Origin of the sequence: Saccharomonospora sp. (genome assembly GCF_027317685.1) — a bacterium.
In the GTDB taxonomy this organism is placed as follows: Bacteria; Actinomycetota; Actinomycetes; order Mycobacteriales; family Pseudonocardiaceae; genus Saccharomonospora.
Genome location: NZ_DAHVQP010000038.1, coordinates 44,364 through 63,450, shown reverse-complemented (window position 1 = coordinate 63,450; position 19,087 = coordinate 44,364). Strand labels below are relative to the sequence as shown.

The following is a 19,087-nucleotide window of genomic DNA, read 5'->3' as shown; positions in this document are numbered from 1 at the left end:
GGGTCGAAAATCGACAGCTCCCCGAACATGTCGGACGGTCCCATGATCTGGAACAGGTTCTCCCGGCCGTCGGCCGACTTGCGGCCGATCTTGACCTTGCCCGACTTGATGATGTAGAGCTTGTCCCCCGGCTCGCCCTCGTTGAAGATCACGTGGCCGCGGGGAAACTCCACTGATTCCAGGGTCTGCGCGAGCGCTTCGGCCGCGGCCGGTTCCACACCCTGGAAGATGCCCGCGCGGGCCAGGGTCTCGTCCACCTCGTGCCTCCTTTGGGGTAGCAGCATCCGCCTCTTCGGGTGAAGTGGCATGCCGCCGATCACTACATGCAGTGTAGGGCGTGCACCCGAGAACGCTCCCCGCTCGGGCCCTGAAGGCCAACCTACTACCGGTGAGTACGAACGATGCGAACGTACCGCGCTCGTCCGGATACTCCCTGTTGAGAGGCTCGGTGGAGCATCTCGTCCAACCGAATAGCCTAACCCCGGAGGTCGCGTTGCTTACCCTTGGCCGTCCTTCCGGCCAGCCTACGCAGCCGGAACAACTCCAGCGCACGGCCGATTCCGTGCCCGTAGAGCGCCTTCACTTCGTCCGGTCGGGCCTGTTCGAGGAACTCCTCGACGTCCTCACCGCGCACGGAAACGTGGCGCAACCGGTGCTCAACCCTTTCCATGCCGAGCGCGAACAGCATCACCACGACCGGCACCGCGATCACGAACCAGACGGTCATATCACTCCTGATTCCTATGCTCACTCACGGCTCGGCCCCCGGGCCACTGCTGCGTGACCTCGGTGTCAGCGAAGGAGGGTGGCGTCCTGCCCCGGTGGCGCACGTAGGCTAGCGGGGTGTCGTCAACCGTCGGTCACGCCCCCCGAAAGGGGCGTGCATTCGCTGAGCAGAGCCGGTTGTCGTTGGTCAGACGCGCGCGGCGTATGAAGCGTTGCCTCGATGTGGCCTATCCAAACGCACACTGCGAGCTGAACTTCTCGACACCACTGGAACTGCTGGTGGCTGTCATCCTTTCGGCGCAATGCACGGACGAGCGGGTCAACGCGGTCACGCCCGCGCTGTTTGCCCGCTACCGGAGCGCGGCCGATTACGCGGGAGCCGACCGTACCGAGCTGGAGGAGTTGATCCGCCCCACGGGGTTCTTCCGCAACAAGGCGTCGTCGTTGATGAGACTCGGTGCCGCGCTGGTCGAGCGGCACGACGGGGAGGTTCCGGGGACGCTGGAGGAACTCGTGCGACTCCCCGGCGTCGGACGCAAGACCGCTAACGTGGTGCTGGGGGAAGCCTTCGATGTCCCCGGTATCACCGTCGACACCCATTTCGGCAGGCTGGCGCGGCGCTGGCTTTGGACCGACAGCGACGACCCGGTGAAGATCGAGCACGAGGTCGGACAGCTGTTCCCTCGCAAGGAGTGGACCATGCTGTCGCACCGCGTGATCTTCCACGGTCGCCGGATATGCCATTCTCGTAAGCCTGCGTGCGGTGCCTGTCCCTTGGCGAAGGACTGTCCCTCGTACGGCACCGGGCCTACGGAGTTCGACGTCGCGGCGAAACTCGTCAAGGGGCCCGAACGCGATCATCTGTTGGAGCTGGTGACGAACTCTTGACGACGGCGACGAAGTGGGCGCTCGCCGCGGGTGCGCTTGCACTCGCGTTGATCGTCGCGTTGCTGCCCCGCACGGATGACGTTCCCGAAGAGAACGGCGCTGACCTCGGCCCGGCCAGAGAACGGGCCGCCCTGGCGTCGTGTGTGCCCCCCGAAGGCGTGAGCCGAGCGGGCGGCGAGGCGTCCGAGATGTTCGAGGCGGAGACGCACTGCCTCGGCGACGGCTCCCAGGTCGACTTCGCCGACACGTTGGGAGACGGCCCGACGCTGGTCAACGTATGGGCCACGTGGTGTGAGCCCTGCCGCGAGGAGCTCCCGCTGCTGGCCGACTACGCCGCGCAGCCGGACGCTGTCCGAGTGGTGACGGTGCAGGTGCAGAGTTCGGCGGCCGACGGGCTGGAGCTGCTGACCGAACTCGGGGTGCGACTGCCCACCGTCCACGACGGGGAAGGCGCGAGCGGGCCGGTGCGTGAGGCACTAAGGGCTCCCAAAGCGCTTCCCGCCTCGTACCTCGTCGTCGATGGACAGGCCCAGTTCGTGAACGACCCTCGGTTGTTCACCTCACTGGACGAGATCCGGAATGCGGTGGAGCGTGCGCGATGAGTGGACCCCTGACGACACCCGACGACGTGCCGGAGTGGCTGCGCCCCCTGGTCGAGGCCAGCGCGAAGGTTGACACGACCACGTTCACGCGGGTCACCGCGCCGCCGTACGGCAACGCGCGACGCGCGGCGGTGCTGATGCTGTTCGGTACCGGTGAACAGGGGCCGGACGTGTTGCTGCTGCGCCGGGCCGACACGCTCGGTTCTCACGCGGGACAGGCGGCCTTCCCCGGGGGCGGGGCCGAAGACGGTGAGGACCCGGTGACCACGGCACTGCGGGAGGCCGAGGAGGAGACCGGGGTGCTGCCCGAGGGGGTTCGTCCCGTCGCGTTGTTTCCCGAGCTGTACGTTCCCGTATCACGGTTCGCGGTGACGCCCGTGCTCGCTCACTGGAGTCGACCGTCGCCCGTGCGTCCCGTCGACCCCGCGGAGACGGCTGCCGTGGCCAGGGTGCCGATCGCGGAACTCTCCGACCCCGCGAACAGGTTCGTGGTCGCCCGGCGCGACGGGAGATGGCGTGGACCCGCGTTCACCGTCCGAGGGTTGTTCGTGTGGGGATTCACGGCCGGTGTGTTGGCGACGCTGCTGGAGCTCGGTGGTTGGGACAGAGAGTGGGACCGCACGGACGTGCGTGACCTTGACGTAGCGTTGGCCGAGCACGAGGCGCGCACCGCAGCCGAACGGATGTGACGAGGAGAGACGGTGAACTGGGTCGACCTGCTGGTGATCCTCCTGGCTCTGCTCGCGGCCGTCTCCGGTGCCCGACAGGGGTTCGTCGTCGCGTTGCCGGCCTTCCTCGGTGTGATCGCCGGCGCGGTGCTCGGGATCCAGCTCGCCCCCTTCCTCGTCGAGGAGGTCGACCATCCCGCCGCCAAGGTGGCGTTCGCGGTCGGCACGGTGATCTTTCTCGTCGCCCTCGGTGAGACCCTGGGCGTGTACTTCGGCAACAAGCTCAAGCGCAGGATCTCGTCGCCGAAGCTGTCCGGCGTGGACAACGCGTTGGGGGCCGTCGTACAGGGCGCCGTGGTGTTCGTGGTCGCCTGGCTCATCGCCCTGCCCCTGACCAGCGTCGCCGCTCTGCCGGGGCTGACCAGGGCGATCAACGACTCGGCCGTGCTCGGTGGGGTCAACGAGCTGATGCCCGAAGCCGCCCAAGGCTTGCCGGGTGAGCTGCGCAATCTGCTCGACGAGTCCGACTTCCCGTCGATCCTCGCGCCGTTCCAGGAGACGCCGGTACGCCAGATCAATCCACCGGACCCGGCGTTGCAGAACAGCGCCGTGGTCCAGAACGTGCGGCCGAGCGTGCTGAAAGTGCGCGGCACCGCGCCGAGCTGCTCCCGGTCGTTGGAGGGCACCGGGTTCGTCGTCGACGAAGAGCGGGTGATGACCAACGCCCACGTCGTCGCGGGCACCGAACGCGTTCTGGTGGAGACGGCCCAGGGGCACCTCGACGCCGACGTGGTGCACTACGACCCCACCACCGACCTCGCCGTGCTCGCCGTGCCCGGACTCGACGAGGAGCCACTGCCGTTGGCGGAGGAACCGGTCGAGGCCGGCGACGACACGATCGCGCTCGGTTACCCGCTCAACGGGCCGTACACCGCCGCGCCGACACGGATCCGGGAACGGATCACACTGCGTGGCCCCGACATCTACGACGCCCGAACCGTGGAGCGGGACGTCTACACCGTCCGAGGACAGGTGCGCAGCGGTAATTCGGGCGGCCCTTTGATCGACCCGCAAGGCCGTGTCGTCGGTGTCGTGTTTGGAGCCTCGGTGGAGGACCCCGACACCGGTTTCGTGCTCACGGCCGACGAGGTGAGCGACGAGATCGAACGGGCCCGGTCCTTCACCGTCGAGGTCGACACGGGACCCTGTACGGGCTGAAACCTCAGACGCTACGCAGGAACCCGGTGAGCAGCTTGCCGGTGTGTTCCGGTGCTTCCAGATGTGGGAAGTGCCCGACCCCGCTCAGTAGTTCGATCCGGGAGTCGGGACCACGCCACGGTGCCGACTCACACGCGGTGCTCGGCAGCACGCACGGATCGTCCTCGCCGTGTACCTGCAACACCGGCATCGACACCCTGTCGGCCACTGTCTCGGCGAATCTGCGCCCGTCGCCGCGGAACTGTGAGCGAAACGCCCACCGGTAGTACTCCAACGCACTGTGGGCCACACCGGGCACCTGCATGGCCTGCCGGAACCGGCGCGCCGTGTCGGGGAAGTCCGGTTGCTGCCGCCAGTGGCTTCCCGACCATGCCCGCAGCAGCCGTTCCACTTCGGCGGCGTCCGCTGCCACGAGCTTGCGTTCGGGCACCATCGGAACCTGGAACCGGAACAGATGCCCCATCGCGCTCGCCTGCCCCCGTCGGCGCCACCAGCTGCGCCCGATGGCCGACCGCAGGGCGAGCGGGTGGGCTCCGCCGAGCACACTGACGGACGCCACCACGCGCGGATGCAGTGCCGCGACCGACCACGAGAGCAAGCCACCCCAGGCATGTCCGACGAGGTGGGCCTTGCGTTCCCCGAGTGCGCGCACAAGTCCCGCGACATCCCCGGAGAGTGTCCAACCGTCGTAGCCCCGGGGAGGTTTGTCGGAGTCGCCGTAGCCTCGGAGGTCGGCGGCGACCACGCGGAACCCCGCGTCCGCCAGCATGCGCAGTTGGTGGTGCCACGCCCACCAGAACCCCGCGAAGCCGTGCAACAGCAACACCAGGGGACCGGTTCCGAGCTCGGCGACGTGCAACCGGATCCCGTTGGCGGACACGTCGCGGTGCGTCCAGGGGCCTTCCAGCCGTACGGTCGACGGATCGGGGGCGGACACGTGCGACAAGCTCGGGTGGAAGCCGTCAGTGCGCCGTCGTGGAGCCTGTGGCCGAGTCCGCATCGTGCGTCCGTCGATGCCGCAGCGTGTCGGCGGTGCTCTTGAGACTGTCGATCGAACGCTGAGGCTTGCGCACCCGCTTCCATTTCCGCAGACCGATGTAGCCCGCGATCCCCGCCACCAGCAGCATCACCAGGAAGACGATGCCGAACGAGGCCCATCGCGGCAGCCACTCGGCCAACAGTTCCCCGAGGAAGAAAAAGAAGAAGAACGAACTGTACAGCGCGATGACACCGGCGACGACGAAGAAGAGACTGCCCTTGAAATCCTTCTTCGCCTCACCGACGGCCTCGGTCTTGATCAGTTCGACCTCGGCTCTGACCAGCGTGGACACGTGCTGGGCCGCGTCCTTCACCAAGGAGCCGATGGACGCGTCCTGTGCTGTTCCGTCGTCTGAGGACAACGGGAGATAGGGCACCGCAGGGCCACCCGCGTCGTCCTGCTGAAGGTTCTTGGGGCTGCTCACGCGCCTCATCGTGCCACGTGATCAATCCGAAGGCTCGGCGGGCGCGCCGCGACGCGTTCACCCGAGTGCCGCACCGGACCCGAAGCCCACCGCGTACGTCATGAGCATCGTCAGCAAGCCCACTCCGACGTTACGGGCTGCGGCTCGTCCCCGAGGTGCCTGGCCGAGCCGGGCGCTCACCCAGCCGGCGATCGCGAGCGTGATCGCGACCGCACCGGCCGTGGCGGGCACTCTCACGATGCCGTTCGTTGGCCCCGAGCACGCCCGCTCGCAACCAGTTGAGTCTGCCGCCCACGTGAGCGGTGTGCGGCTCGTCGGCGTGGATCTCCTTCGGAGCCTCGGACACCGTTCCATGACAACCCGGACCGGGCCGACCGGCAAGACGAGAAGAAGGGGGGCGGAATCCGCCCCCCTTCTTATTTTCGGATGGGCTGTCCTCTTCGTCAGCTCTGCAGTTCGGCCAGAGCCTGTTTGGCCTGCTCCAGCTCGGCCTCCAGCTGTGCGACCTTGGCCTGCTGCTGCTCGCGGGCCTCGTTGATCACCTCGTCGATCGGTGCGGAGAGTTCCTCGTGGAGCTCCTTCGCCGCGCGGGACACGGCCGAGGCCGGGATGTCCAGACCCTTGGCGACCCACTTGCTGCCGTGCTTGAGCTCGGCCTGCCATTCACCGTCGGCGGTGCCGGTGACGGTGAGGGTGAGCACCACGGCCCTGGTCTTGCGGGCGCTGCTCTTGGTCCTGCCCCGAGTCGGTTTGGCCGGTTCCGCCTGTGGTGACCGGTCGGACTGTTCCGGCTGCTCCTGCTGCGTCTGCTGCTCGGGCTCGGCCGGGTGCTCGCCCTCCCGGTTCACCGGGTTGTCGTCCCGTTCCTGGGTCGCGGAACCAGCGTCAACGGTCATCGTCAGTGTCGTCTCCTTAGAGAACGCGGTTGTGCTGCAAGAGGGCTCCTGCAAGCGGTCAGGATAGAACGCGCGTTCGACTGTTCGGAGCGCAGGGTGGTCGCAGCGTGGCCCCTTTCTCGGTTACAGAAGTGATCGCGGATATGTCCCGAAGGTTGCCTCTGTAATCGTATTGAGATCAATGAGGAATGTTATTTCTACCCCGATTTGGCGACTACTGTGTTACAGGTGTCCACACGAAAGGGTGAAAATTGCAGTAGATTGGTAGCGCTACGGAGCGTTAACATTGCCCGCATCGATTTTTTGGGTGGCCAGAGGCGGGTTGTTGTGCCTGCTTGGCCCAGTTGTTCCACTCTCCGTAACGAATGCCTCTGATCAACTTTCCCCGTTTGTCCGTTGTGTGCTCGCCGGGTTGTCGGCGACTTAGTTCTCAAGTGGACTGTCCGTTCGGGTTTCCGCAGGATTTCGGCCCTTTCCGTGGGTTCAAGATTGGTTTTTCGATGAATGTGAGCCTGCTTGATCGCAAGAGAAAAGTCTTTGCTTGAATATCGATCACTCGCCCAGTTGATCTATGCCGCAGGGACTGTGATTAATGGAAAGAACAGAAATTTCCCAAGGCTGCCACGAAGGTTCGGTCGGCCGTAGACGGTCCTCCCGCAAGCTGTTGGCGGTCGCAGCCGCGGCGACGCTGACATTGTTGGTCTCCGCCTGTGGCGGGGACACCGAGAGGAAAGCCGAAGCCGCCGGAGAGCAGCCGCAGACCGCCTCGCTTCCGGAGGCGACCACGTACGAGGAGATCCCGAACGCTCCCATCGACCCGGAGCCGAACGCCCCGACAGAAGGGGAGGTCCTGCATCCGACCCGGGAGCTGACGGTCCACGACGCGGTCGACGGTGAGCCGATCGCACGTCTGCCTGTCAAGCAGATCTCGTCACCGACGTGGGTCCCCGTCATCGCGCGCGACGGTGATTGGGCACAGATCCTGCTGCCGACCCGGCCCAACGGCGCGACCGGATGGATCAACACCTCGGGCGACGCGGTCGAGTCAGCCGAGAACGACTACCTCGTCAACGTCGAGCTCGACTCGTTCAACCTGGAGATCCTCAAAGACGGCGAGCAGATCGGCGAGTGGACCGTCGGCATCGGAGAGCCCGAGTCTCCGACACCCACGGGACGGGCGTACATCATCGCCTCCATCGAGGAGACCGTGAACGACTACAGCCCGATCGTTCTCCCGCTGAGCTACCACTCCGACTCGCACGAAACCTACGGCGGTGGTCCAGGCACCGTCGGCATCCACACATGGCCTGACGACAGTTTCGTTGGCAAGGCCAACAGCGACGGGTGCATCAGGGTGACCAAGGACGCACTCGAAGCGCTCACCCAACTCCCGCTCGGAACGATCGTCAACATCGTCTGATCCGGTAGCGGGGCTTTCTCTCAGCAGCACAGCTGCTGATCCATACCCTTACCGATCCAAGAAAGGCACTCACTTGTCGAAGAAGAAAACCGCTGCTCTCGGCGCAGGTGTCCTCTCCGCACTCGTCGTGGGTGGTGTCGCGTTCGCCCCGGCCGCGTACGCCGAGCCCGAGGACTCCGCCTACGCGCTCAGCGCATCGGGTCTGATCAACATCACCAAGCTGCCGCACGTCGTCGGCGAAGGTAAGGACCACCTCGTCCACGCCGACCTGCCGACCGGTTCCGACCGCATCCTGCACGCCGGTGTGTTCAACTCGGCGGTCGAGGAAGGCTACGCCAAGGCCAGCACCGCCGACGTGGAGCTGGGGCTGCCGGGTGCTCCCGTCATCAGCCTGGGCCTCGTGACCGCCGAGTGCGACGACGCCCAGGGCAACGTCTCCATCGCCGACCTGAAGGTCGACGGCCAGGAGATCAACCTCGACCAAATCAAGCCGAACACGGAGCTGATCCCCGACCCGCTGCAGGGCATCGCCCGTATCACCCTGAACAAGCAGGCCGACAACGGCGACGGCTCGCTCACCGTCAGCGCCCTGTCGGTGGACCTGCTCAACGGTACGCAGACCGTGGACCTGTCCACGGCCACCTGCACCGAGAAGGAGGAGGCGCCCGCACCGGAGCCCGAGCCGGAGCCGGAGCCCACCGAGCCGACCGAGGAGCCGACCACGCCTCCGGCCGACGGCGGTGACGACGGTGACGACGGCAACGGCGGGGACGACGACCTCCCCGGTTCGAGGCCCGACGAGGACGGCAAGGCACCGACGCCCGTGCCGCAGCCCGGCCACCTGGACGTGACCGGCTGATCGACTCGGTGTCGGGGTGAGGGTTTCACCTCCACACCTCTCCCCACACACCGAAAAGGCGGCCTCCACCACGAGCAGGGTGGAGGCCGCCTTCTGTTTTCGTCCGCTTCTTCGGCCGACCGTGCCAGGCCCAGCGGGTCGAGCTCGTCCTGGCACAGTCTGAACCGATCTCAGCCGGTTCCAGCCGATCAGTCGTCGCCGGAGCCGGACTTCATCCCCTTCGCGATCAGGTCCATGACGGAGCTGTCCGCCAGTGTGGTGACGTCACCGATCTCGCGGTTCTCGGCCACGTCGCGCAGCAGCCGCCGCATGATCTTGCCCGACCTGGTCTTGGGCAACTCGGGCACGACCATGATCTGCCTGGGCTTGGCGATGGGGCCGATCTCCCTCGCCACGTGATTACGCAGCTCCTGGATGGCCTGCTCGCCGCCGGCCTCGTTCTCGGCGGCGTCACCGCGCAGGATGACGAACGCGACGATGCCCTGTCCCGTGGTCGGATCGGTGGCGCCCACGACCGCGGCTTCGGCCACCGTCGGGTGTGACACCAGTGCCGACTCCACCTCGGTGGTCGAGATGCGGTGACCCGACACGTTCATCACGTCGTCCACCCGGCCGAGCACCCAGATGTCGCCGTCGGCGTCGTACTTGGCGCCGTCCCCGGCGAAGTAGTAGCCCTGATCGGCGAGCTGCGACCAGTAGGTGTCCCGGTACCGCTGGTCGTCACCCCAGACACCGCGCAGCATCGACGGCCACGGCTTGTCGAGCACGAGATATCCGCCACCGTTGTTCGGTACCTCGGTGCCGTCGTTGGCCACGACCTTCGCGGAGAGCCCGGGCAGGGCACGTTGCGCGGCCCCGGGCTTGGCGTGGGTGGCGCCCGGCAACGGCGAGATCATGATCGCGCCGGTCTCGGTCTGCCACCACGTGTCCACGATGGGGCAGCGGTTGCCGCCGATGTGCTCGCGGTACCACATCCACGCCTCGGGGTTGATCGGCTCGCCGACGGAGCCGAGCACCCGCAGCGACGATAGGTCGTAGGAGGCGGGGATGTCGCTGCCCCACTTCATGAACGTGCGGATCAACGTGGGCGCGGTGTAGTAGATCGTGACCTTGTAGTTCTGCACGATCTCCCAGTGCCTGCCCTCGTGCGGCGTGTTGGGCGTTCCCTCGTACACGACCTGCGTGGCGCGGTTGGCCAGCGGCCCGTACACGATGTAGGAGTGCCCGGTGACCCAGCCGATGTCGGCGGTGCACCAATACACGTCCTCACCGGGCTTGTGGTCGAACACGACGTGGTGGGTGTAGGCGGCCTGGGTGAGGTAGCCGCCCGAGGTGTGCAGGATGCCCTTCGGATTCCCCGTGGTGCCCGACGTGTACAGGATGTACAGCGGGTGTTCGGAGTCGAATGCCTCCGGCTCGTGCTCGTCGGACTGCGCGTCGACGAGGTCGTGCCACCACACGTCGCGCCCCTCGGTCCACGGCACCTCGCCGCCGAGGTCGTCGCCCGCGCGCCGCACCACGATGACCTTCTGCACCGTGTCGGCGCCGTCCAGGGCCTCATCCACATTCGCCTTCATCGGCACGGCCTTGCCCCGGCGGTACTGGCCGTCGGAGGTGATCACGACCTTGGCCTCGGCGTCGTCCACACGTGACCGCAACGCGGAAGGGGAGAACCCACCGAACACGACGCTGTGCAGAGCGCCGAGCCGCGCGCACGCGAGCATCGACACGATCGCCTCGGGAATCATCGGCAGCTGGATGGCCACCCGATCGTTCGCGGTCACGCCCAGCGAGGCCAGCGCGTTCGCCGCCTTGCAGACCTCACGGTGCAGTTCGGCGTAGGTGATGTCCCGGGTGTCGCCGGGCTCGCCGACCCAGTGGATCGCCACCTGGTCGCCGTGTCCGCTTTCGACGTGTCGGTCGACGCAGTTGTAGGCGACGTTCAATTTGCCGCCGACGAACCACTTGGCGTAGGGGGCGTCCGACCAGTCCAGCACCTTCGACCACTTGGTGTCCCAGTGCAGGCGTTCGGCCTGGCGCTCCCAGAACGCTTCCCGGTCGGCGTCCGCGTCGGCGTACCACTGTTCGGTCGCGTTGGCCTTCGCCGCGAACTCCTCGCTCGGAGGGAAGGTTCGGCTCTCGGTCAGCAGGTTGTCGAGTGCCGGTGACTGCTCTGTCATGGTGCCTCCTGAAATGCGAATTCCTGGCTCTACGCCCGCGGCGCCCGTAGCGACGTTAGTACCCCAAGTCACTTAGGTGTAGCCACTCCGCGACGGCCGACAAGCGTTGTGGGACGAGTGGCTGACGAACGGTGGATGAGCGCTGCCTATGCTCGCGTGCATGAGCGACCCACTAGCACCGCTGATGGAGCTCGGCGGTGTCGCCGAGGCCGCGAAGAGCGCCCAGGACGCCGTGTTCGCCGTACACCGGTTACCCGCCAACCTGCGAGGTGGTTCGGCCACCGCCGCGGAGGCGTCGGTGCGTGCGGCCAGAGCGTCCGCCGCGCTCGACGGCGCCGATCCCGACCTCCCCGACGACGGGGTGGTGGCCGATCCCGTGCTCGCGGGGTCGCTACGGGTGGCCGAGGCCACCGAGTCGTTGTTGCCGACATGGCGACGGGCGCCTTTGCAGGTACTGGCGAGGATGCACGTGCTCGCCGCGGCGGACCTGACCGATGACGCCGACGCGCTCGGCAGGCCTCGATCGGCCGACGGGGTGGCGCAGCGTCTGGAGCTGCTCGCCCAACTCGTCACGGGCGCCACCACCGTGCCCGGGCCAGTGTTGACGGCCGTGGTGCACGGGGAGCTGCTGACACTGCGACCGTTCGGCTCGGCGGACGGTGTGCTCGCCCGGGCGGCGGCCCGACTCGCGATGATCGCCACCGGGCTCGACCCGAAAGCCCTGACAGTGCCCGAGGTGGCGTGTTTCCGTAGGCAGCGCCGATACGAGGAAGCGGTACAGGCGTTCGCCTCGGGCGAGCCCGACGGGGTGCGGCAGTGGCTGTTGTTCTGTTGCGAGGCGTTCGAGGCGGGAGCCCGAGAGGCGAAGGGAATCGCCGACGCGACGGGCGCGTGAGCTCCTCGCCGTGACCACGGGCGGTCGGCCGCGAACACCTCGCACCGTCCCGCACCGTCAGGACGCCGTCTGCTTCACCGCGTCGAGCGCGGCTCGGACGTGGCCGTCCGTGGCCTCCAGCGCGGCGGCGGCATCGGCGACGTCGACGTCGGCGAGCAACTGCACCAGTGCGACCTTCAAGTCACCGTCGGCCTTGGTGAGAGCCTCGCTGCAGTCCTGATCGCTCAAGCCCGTGGCCTCCCGGAGGATCCGGATGATGCGGCCTCGTAGCTTGGCGTTGGTCGCGCGCACGCTAACCATCAAGTTGGAGTACGTCCGCCCCAGCTTGATCATCGTCGCGGTGGAGAACGCGGTGAGTACCAGCTTCTGTGCCGTACCGGCCTTCATCCGCGTGGAGCCCGCGATGGCTTCCGGACCGGTGCTCATGGTGATCAGCACGTCCACGCTGTCGGGAACCGATGCCTCCGGATTGCACGACACGAGCGCGGTGGTGGCGCCGCGTTGCTTGGCTCCTTCGAGCGCGCCGATTACGAACGGGGTGCGGCCCGAGGCCGTCAGACCCAGCACGAAATCGCCCGGCGACACGCTCTCCCGCAACTCGGTGGCACCCGCCTCGGCGTTGTCCTCGGCGTTCTCCACCGCGTTCCGCAGCGCTTGCTGGCCGCCCGCATGGTGCGCGATGAACCAATCTTCCGGCACGTTGTACGTGGGCACCAGCTCGGCGGCGTCGAGTACCGCGAGCCGTCCCGACGTGCCCGCGCCCACATAGTGCACCCGGTTCCCACCGCGCAGGGCGTCCGTGGCCGCGTCGACGGCCTTCACCAGCTCCGGCAACACCTGTCGCACCGCTTCGGGGACGGTCCGGTCCTCGGCGTTGATGGCGGCGAGAATGTCGAGGGTCGACATCTGATCGATGTCGGTTGTGTTCGGGTTGCGTCGCTCGGTGGGCGACTCGACGTGCACGGCCTGTGGTGAAACGGTCATCTGGTCCTCACTGTTTCTCGACTGGCGAACGCGCACCGTTGAGCGCCCGACTGATTTACCGGTCTTGGGGGGCACGCCGCCTTCCGTCCGGGCGAATGCCGAGCCTGTGCCCGTCGACGGCGTCACGGGTGGCCTCCAACGCCGCCAACGACTCGTCCATGCGTTGCTGCGCCACACCGATGAACAGGCAATCGATCACGGTGAGCTGCGCGATGCGGCTGGCCGTGGCTCCGGAACGGAACGTCGTCTCCCGTGCCGCCGTGGTGAGCACGTGGTCGGCGACGGAGGTGATCGGGGACCTCGGGAAGTTGGTGATGGCCACGGTGGTGGCTCCGTGTTCCTTGGCCACCCGCAAGGCCTCCACCGTGTCGGTGGTGGCGCCCGAGTGGGAGATCGCCACCGCGACGTCGTCTTCGGAGAGCACGGCCGCCGAGGTCAGCATGATGTGCGTGTCGGACCACGCGAACGAGACCCGGCCGATGCGGTGCATCTTCTGCTGCAGGTCGGCGGCGACGAACGCGCTGGCACCCACGCCGTAGACGTCGACCCGCTTCGCTTGGGCGATCAGCTCGGTGACACGCGTGAGTTCGGCGATGTCGAGCTGTTCGGTGGTCTCCTCGACGGCCCTGGCATCGGCGAAACCGACCTTGCTCACGACCGCGGCCAGGTCGTCGTCGGCCGTGATGTCGCCACCCAGATCGCGGGAGGATTTGGCCTCGGTGCGTGCCGTGTCGGCGGCGAGTGCGATGCGGAGCTGGGGGTAGCCGCCCACTCCGATGGCTTTGCAGAACCTGGTGACGGTGGTCTCGCTGGTCTTGGCGGCCATGGCCACCTCGGTGATGCTTCGGCGCGCGACCGAGGAGGGATCCTCCAACACGACCTTGGCGACTCGCTGTTCCGCGCGGGCAAGGCCCGGGAGCAATGAGCGGATGCGCACGAGGGGGCTTGTCCCCGCCTCGGCCGACTCGGATCCGTTCACGGCGTCGGCCGTGGATTGCTCCGGTTTGAGATCTTCGGTGGGAAAGTTACTAACACCAGGCATATGTGACAAGGTTACTCGCACCTTTCGGGGTGGTCGCAACCCGAACGGAACGCACGACGGGCTGCGAGTGTCCGGTTGCCCGGAAAGTCGCTTATCCAGACTTTGGCGTTAGCCCGAATCGGTTAACGAGTTGGCAACTATCAGCGGTCGGTCAAGGTAAAACCTTGCGCGTCGAATCGCTGTGAATGGCGTTCTCCGTCGAACAGGACCCCACGGTCTCCGCTGACCCGGATCCCGTCGACGACGACCCCACGCGCGGTGTAGTCCCCGTCTGTTGTGAATCGCCAACGAAGAGTGACGACCTCGGCCTGGGGAACCATGGCACGCACCGACCACCAGGCGCGGTCCTCCGTGCCCGAAAGTCCCTCCACCTCACCACGGGGAGCTCCAGCGCCCCTCGCGCGTACGGGAACGGTCGCCCATGTCCGGCCACGGTCGGTGCTGGCCTCCAACACGAGCTGGTCGCTCGGCTCGGTGTTCACGAAGGCATCGAAGGACACCACCGCACCGCGCCCCCGGACGTTGAGGTCCGGAGTGGTGAGCGTGGCGGTGGCATCGTCACCGATGAAGGACGACCATGCGCGTCGGCCGTGCGTCGGCTCGACGGCGAGAGCCCGGGCGAGCCCGGTCGCCCACACCTGCCGCGCCGGGTTGATCGAACCCCACGAACGCGAGGGATGCACACGGTTGGTCAGCAGCACGGCCACCGAACGCGACTGGCGGTCGATCACGAACGACGTACCCGTGTAACCCGTGTGCCCAGCGGTGGAAGGTGAGGTGAGCCCACCCATGTACCAGATCTGGTCGAGTTCGAAGCCGAGCCCGTGCGCGTCGTCGGGGAATGCGCTGTTGTAGTTCGTGAACAACTGCAACACGGTGCTCGGACGCAGGATGCGTTCGCCGTCGTAGGCGCCGCCGTTCAACAGTGCCTGTGCGAGCACACCCAGGTCCCGCGCCGTGGAGAACAACCCCGCGTGCCCGGCCACCCCGCCCAGAGACCAGGCGTTCTCGTCGTGCACCTCACCCCGCACCAGGCCCCGCGGCGGCTGTTCCTGGAATTCGGTGGCGGCGATCCGGTCGAGCTTCTCGGCGGGCGGGTTGAACTCCGTGTCCTTCATCCCGAGCGGTTCGGTGATCCGCTCGGCGATCACCTCGTCCAGCTCGTCGCCCGTCACCCGCTCCACCAGCACGCCGAGCGTGATGAGGTTGAGATCGGAGTAGGTGTAGGTGGTGCCGGGTTCGTCCTGCGGCGCAACCTCCAGCACGGCGTTGATGCGGGACTGTTCGTCAGGCCAGTCCCGCCACAAAAACAGCCCCGGTTCCAAACCCGAGGTGTGGGTGAGCAGCTGCCGGACGGTGATGTCCTGCTTGCCGTTCACCCCGAATTCCGGCAGGTAGACCGCCACGGGCCGGTCGAGGTCCACCTCGCCGCGTTCCACCAGCTGCATCACCGCGATCGAGGTGAACAGCTTCGTCACCGACGCGATGTCGAAGATGGTGTCCTCACGCATCGGCACCTGCTCGCCGACGGGGAGTTCGGTGCCCTGTCCGTCGGCGTATCGCACGGCGCTGCCCACGGCGTAGGTGTCGACGACCTTCCCGTCGTGCGCGAGCAGCCCCACGGCGCCCGCGAACAGCGGATGCCCGTCCACGTAGTCGGACTCCGTCATCCGCGCGAGCCGCAGTTCGGCCTCCCGGATCGGTTCGGGGTCCAGCCCGACGTCCTCCGGGGCGGCGGCTTCGAGCACCGTGGACGAGGGCGCGAAACCCCGCTGCGGCCGATCGAACCGGCCGGAGCTCGACATCCCTGCGGCCATCGCGGTCGCTCCTGTCACCAGCAGGACCGCGAACAGTGCCGCGATCCGGGAGACTGCGGTCTTCGCGCGCATCGCGTCCCTCCACCTCACCTTGTCACGGCGTCTCCGCCGCTGTCCGCCGACGGGCCGGCCCCAGCCGGCGAGAGGTCACCGATAGAGCAGGTACGGCTGCCGTTTCCGGGTGAACTCGTGGAGTTCGGCACGCCACGACCCCACGACCTCGTCGGTCGTCGCTCCGGCGTCCACCATCGTCCGGAACCGGTCCGAACCCGTGAGCTTGTCGATGAAGTTGTCCTCCCGCCAACCGAAGAGGTCGGGATACAGCCTTCTGGCCGTCACGATCAGGTCCACGGCCGTGCGGATGGGATCGAACGAATACGGGTCGGTCACCGTGATCTGTAGGCCACCACAGGTCTCACCGGTGAACTTGCCGAACGTGGGGACGAAGTAACACTCGCGGAACACGACCCCGGGCAGCCGGTGGGAGGTCATCTCCTCCCGCCACCGCCAGTCAACCTCCGGCGCACCGACGATCTCGAACGGGCGAGTGGTGCCCCGTCCTTCCGAGAACACCGTACCCTCGAACAACCCCGTGCCGGGGTAGACGAGAGCGGTCTCCGGAGTCGGCATGTTGGGCGAGGGCGGTGTCCACAACAACCCCGTGTCGGCGAACACCTGCCGACGTCGCCACCCGCGCATGGTGACGACCTCCAGCTCGTCCAGCCGCACACCCTCCTGGGGAAGCAACTCGGCGGCGAAGAACTTCGCCAGCTCACCCACCGTCATGCCGTGCTGTTGCACGATCGGTTTGAGGCCGACACCGGAGCTGTACGCCGGGTCCAACATCGGTCCGTAGGCCTGCCCGCCGATCGGGTTGGGCCGGTCGAGCACCACGAACGACGCGCTGACCCGGGCCGAGGCCACCATGGCGTGGTACATCGACCAGATATAGGTGTAGAACCGTGCGCCCACATCGGCGATGTCGAACACCATCGTGTCCACGTTCGCCTTGCGCAGCAGTTCGGTGAACTTGTCGGTGTCGACGCCGTAGACGTCGTACACGGGCACACCCGTGCGCGGATCCTCGTAGTCGCCCTCGGAGCCGCCGGCCTGCGCGCTTCCCCGGAAGCCGTGCTCGGGACCGAACACGGCGACCGGGCGGACACCCGCCTCCACCAGCGAGTCCACGACATGAACCTGATCGGCCAGGACGCCCGTCGGGTTGGACAGCACGCCGACCCGGCGACCGCTGAGCCGCCGCCAGCCGTCGGCCGCCAACCGGTCGGCACCTGTCGTCACCCGCGCGCGTCCGCGTCCGGCCGATTCGGAGGGCGCGGCCGCCGCCGACGTCGCGGCGGTGGCCAACAGTGAACCGGCGAGCGCGCTCGTGGATAGGAACCTGCGTCTGTTCACAGTCATGGTGTGCCTCGTTCTCGACGTCGGGCCGGGGTCACCACGTCAGCCCGTGGCCGAAGGGGTACAGGGTCTGGTCGGGGTCGCTCCCGCTCGGAATCGTGACGGGCAGCGTTCCTACGGGAGAACGCTCTCCGACGAGCACCTTGGCCAGGGAAGTCATGGTGACGCCACGCCAGTCGTAAGTGGCGATCCAGGTGGGGACATCGGCGTGGCCGGGGTCGTACGGCTCCTGGACGGCGACCGCGATCACAGGTGTGTCGGTGCTGGTCAGCCGCTCCACAAGCTCACGCTGTCCTTCGCTGTCCCGCAAGCCGTTGGTGAGTACTATCACCAGGTCCGCGCCGTCTGCCGCGGCCGCGGCCTCGTCGACGGCCGCCGCGTCCGGGTCCGTGCCGGTGGGCAGGGCGGTGACGTTCGCGTCGCTGCGTTGCGACAACGCGCCCGCGAGGTCGTCGACCGGCTCCGCCGCGTAACCCGGATAGTCCGGCCGGTTCCAGCCGGTGACCAGTACATTCCGGACATCGGCGCCGAGCGGCAGCAGTCCCGCCTCGTCGCTGAGCACGGTGGTCGAGGTGTCGGTGATCCGCTGCACCGCGTCGCGGTTCTCCTCGGTGCCGACCACGCGCTCAGCCAGACGTTCCGAGACGAACGGGGCCGTCACGATGCCGCGCTTATGCTTCAGCTCCAGAATGCGCAGCACACTCCGGTCGATGCGTTCCTCGGTGATCCGGCCGCTTTCCACCGCGTCCAGCACGCCGTTCACAGCGGCATCGAGGTCCGGCGGCATGAGCATCTGGTCGACACCCGCCTCCAGCGCACGCACCGGGATCTCGGCGTCGGAGTACATCTCACGCACCCCGGCCATGCCGAGTGAGTCCGTGACCACCACACCCTCGTAACCGAGTTCCTCGCGCAACAGCCCGGTGATGATCGGCTCGGAAAGCGTGGCCGGATCCCCCGAGGCGTCGAGGTTCGGCATCGAGATGTGGGCGGTCATGATGGCGTCGATGTCCGCCTCGACGGCCCGCTCGAACGGCGGAAGGTCGTTGGCCCGCCAGTCCTCCTCGCTGCGATCGATCACGGGCAGGTCGATGTGGCTGTCGGTGGCGGCGTCACCGTGGCCCGGGAAGTGCTTGGCCGCGGCCGACACCGTCTGCCGGAGTCGCCCGGAGTTCTGGTAGCCGTCCACCTGCGCCTCGACGAACTCTCCCGTCAGTTCGGGGTCCGACGAGAACGAACGGGAACCAATGATCGGGTTCAGCGGGTTGGAGTTCACGTCGGCGATCGGCGCGAAGTCCTGGTTGATGCCCATGGCACGCAGCTCCGTCGCGCTGATGGCCGCGGCCGTGCGAGCGCCCTCGACATCACGCGACGCCCCGAACGCCATGGCGCTCGGGTACTCGGTGGCGTGTTCGGCGATGCGCGTGACCCGGCCACCCTCCTGGTCCACGGAGACGATCAGCGGGATACGCGGCTGCGACTGCAGGGCCGCACGCTGGAGACCGTTGGACAGCCGTGCGACCTGTCGCGGCGTCTCGATGTTGTCGGTACCGCTGTGGTTGAAGTAGATGACACCGCCGACGTGGTATTTCCGCACCACCTCGGCAGCCGTGTCGACTCCGTACTTCTCCTGGTTGCCGGGGTGCGCCTCGTCGGCCGACAGGCCCCACACGTCGGCGACGAACAATTGGCCGACTTTTTGTTCCAGCGTCATCGAGTGCAGGGTGCGCTGGGGCCAGCTCTGCTTGCCCGGGCCGTGCTGAGCCTGCTGCTCACCCGACGGTGAGGATCGGTGTGGTTGTGCGGACGCCGAGCCAGTGGTCACGGCGAGTAAGCCTACGAGCGCGGCGGCGGCGCAGGCCTTCCACGGGCGGGCTTTGACAGTGGTCACAGGGCCTCCGGTATGCGGTCACGCGGAATGTGGGAAGTCCACCTATACGGGTCGGCATGCGAAAGCTACTAACGAAAGCGTGACCGGTCAATGACCGGAAGTAGCAATGGGCTCCGCCGAAA

The 19,087-nt window shown here is 67.3% G+C and carries 18 protein-coding genes and 1 pseudogene; 7 read left to right on the top strand and 12 right to left on the bottom strand.

Features of this window, described 5'->3' with window-relative positions; all coding sequences use genetic code 11:
- Together M7H19_RS04545 and M7H19_RS04540 are read right to left on the bottom strand one after the other, a co-directional pair.
- Positions 1-257: cyclic nucleotide-binding domain-containing protein (locus M7H19_RS04545; protein WP_298177429.1), on the bottom strand; the 257-nt coding region annotated here is incomplete at its 3' end.
- Positions 258-475: 218 nt separating this feature from the next.
- Positions 476-727, bottom strand: a complete 252-nt coding sequence (locus M7H19_RS04540; RefSeq protein WP_298177427.1) for a hypothetical protein — start codon at positions 725-727, stop codon at positions 476-478.
- 116 nt (positions 728-843) lie between these two features.
- Here M7H19_RS04540 and nth point away from each other — a divergent pair, with 116 nt between their 5' ends.
- From nth to M7H19_RS04520, 4 genes are read left to right on the top strand one after another with little or no spacing between them, the layout of a single operon-like run.
- Positions 844-1,614 (top strand): endonuclease III, encoded by a 771-nt coding sequence (gene nth / locus M7H19_RS04535; protein WP_298177426.1) that lies wholly within the window; start codon positions 844-846, stop codon positions 1,612-1,614.
- Complete coding sequence (locus tag M7H19_RS04530; protein ID WP_298177424.1) at positions 1,611-2,216, top strand: TlpA disulfide reductase family protein; 606 nt, start codon at positions 1,611-1,613, stop codon at positions 2,214-2,216. Before nth ends, M7H19_RS04530 begins: the two co-directional genes overlap by 4 nt.
- Positions 2,213-2,905: a CoA pyrophosphatase gene (locus tag M7H19_RS04525; protein ID WP_298177421.1), complete on the top strand. Its 693-nt coding sequence runs from the start codon at positions 2,213-2,215 to the stop codon at positions 2,903-2,905. Before M7H19_RS04530 ends, M7H19_RS04525 begins: the two co-directional genes overlap by 4 nt.
- A gap of 12 nt (positions 2,906-2,917) precedes the next feature.
- Positions 2,918-4,102, top strand: coding sequence for a MarP family serine protease (locus tag M7H19_RS04520; protein WP_298177419.1), 1,185 nt, complete (start codon positions 2,918-2,920; stop codon positions 4,100-4,102).
- Between the two features lie 4 nt (positions 4,103-4,106).
- On the opposite strand, the gene M7H19_RS04515 is transcribed toward M7H19_RS04520, so the two are convergent.
- The 4 genes and pseudogenes from M7H19_RS04515 to M7H19_RS04500 form a co-directional block, all read right to left on the bottom strand.
- Entirely contained in the window at positions 4,107-5,039 is a 933-nt protein-coding gene (locus tag M7H19_RS04515; RefSeq protein ID WP_298177417.1) for an alpha/beta hydrolase, read from the bottom strand.
- Positions 5,040-5,064: 25 nt separating this feature from the next.
- A complete protein-coding gene (locus M7H19_RS04510) occupies positions 5,065-5,574 on the bottom strand; it encodes a phage holin family protein (RefSeq protein WP_298177415.1) in 510 nt (169 codons plus the stop codon).
- 48 nt (positions 5,575-5,622) lie between these two features.
- Positions 5,623-5,799, bottom strand: a pseudogene (locus M7H19_RS04505) (VIT1/CCC1 transporter family protein); the annotation flags it as partial.
- 209 nt (positions 5,800-6,008) lie between these two features.
- The gene (locus M7H19_RS04500) at positions 6,009-6,461 is read right to left on the bottom strand and encodes a DUF6319 family protein (RefSeq protein WP_298177413.1); all 453 of its coding nucleotides are present in this window, start codon (positions 6,459-6,461) and stop codon (positions 6,009-6,011) included.
- Between the two features lie 661 nt (positions 6,462-7,122).
- Here M7H19_RS04500 and M7H19_RS04495 point away from each other — a divergent pair.
- Together M7H19_RS04495 and M7H19_RS04490 are read left to right on the top strand one after the other, a co-directional pair.
- Positions 7,123-7,881, top strand: a complete 759-nt coding sequence (locus tag M7H19_RS04495; protein ID WP_298177433.1) for a L,D-transpeptidase — start codon at positions 7,123-7,125, stop codon at positions 7,879-7,881.
- Positions 7,882-7,954: 73 nt separating this feature from the next.
- Positions 7,955-8,740, top strand: a complete 786-nt coding sequence (locus M7H19_RS04490) for a choice-of-anchor P family protein (protein ID WP_298177411.1) — start codon at positions 7,955-7,957, stop codon at positions 8,738-8,740.
- 188 nt (positions 8,741-8,928) lie between these two features.
- Here M7H19_RS04490 and acs read toward each other — a convergent pair whose 3' ends face one another.
- A complete protein-coding gene (acs, locus tag M7H19_RS04485) occupies positions 8,929-10,920 on the bottom strand; it encodes an acetate--CoA ligase (RefSeq protein WP_298177410.1) in 1,992 nt (663 codons plus the stop codon).
- A 160-nt stretch (positions 10,921-11,080) separates the two neighbouring features.
- Between acs and M7H19_RS04480 the strand changes: the two genes are divergently transcribed.
- Complete coding sequence (locus M7H19_RS04480; protein ID WP_298177408.1) at positions 11,081-11,815, top strand: oxidoreductase; 735 nt, start codon at positions 11,081-11,083, stop codon at positions 11,813-11,815.
- A 57-nt stretch (positions 11,816-11,872) separates the two neighbouring features.
- Here M7H19_RS04480 and murQ read toward each other — a convergent pair whose 3' ends face one another.
- The 5 genes from murQ to M7H19_RS04455 all read right to left on the bottom strand — a co-directional run bounded on the left by murQ (position 11,873) and on the right by M7H19_RS04455 (position 18,965).
- Positions 11,873-12,799, bottom strand: a complete 927-nt coding sequence (murQ, locus tag M7H19_RS04475) for an N-acetylmuramic acid 6-phosphate etherase (protein WP_298177406.1) — start codon at positions 12,797-12,799, stop codon at positions 11,873-11,875.
- A gap of 55 nt (positions 12,800-12,854) precedes the next feature.
- Entirely contained in the window at positions 12,855-13,841 is a 987-nt protein-coding gene (locus tag M7H19_RS04470) for a MurR/RpiR family transcriptional regulator (RefSeq protein ID WP_298177404.1), read from the bottom strand.
- Positions 13,842-13,981: 140 nt separating this feature from the next.
- Positions 13,982-15,730 carry a serine hydrolase gene (locus tag M7H19_RS04465; RefSeq protein WP_298177402.1) on the bottom strand — a complete coding sequence of 583 codons (1,749 nt, stop codon included), beginning with the start codon at positions 15,728-15,730 and terminating at the stop codon, positions 13,982-13,984.
- Between the two features lie 75 nt (positions 15,731-15,805).
- Positions 15,806-17,077, bottom strand: a complete 1,272-nt coding sequence (locus M7H19_RS04460) for a DUF1343 domain-containing protein (RefSeq protein ID WP_298177400.1) — start codon at positions 17,075-17,077, stop codon at positions 15,806-15,808.
- A 31-nt stretch (positions 17,078-17,108) separates the two neighbouring features.
- On the bottom strand, positions 17,109-18,965 hold the full coding sequence (locus M7H19_RS04455; protein ID WP_298177398.1) for a glycoside hydrolase family 3 protein: 1,857 nt from the start codon (positions 18,963-18,965) through the stop codon (positions 17,109-17,111).
- Positions 18,966-19,087: the final 122 nt, after the last annotated feature.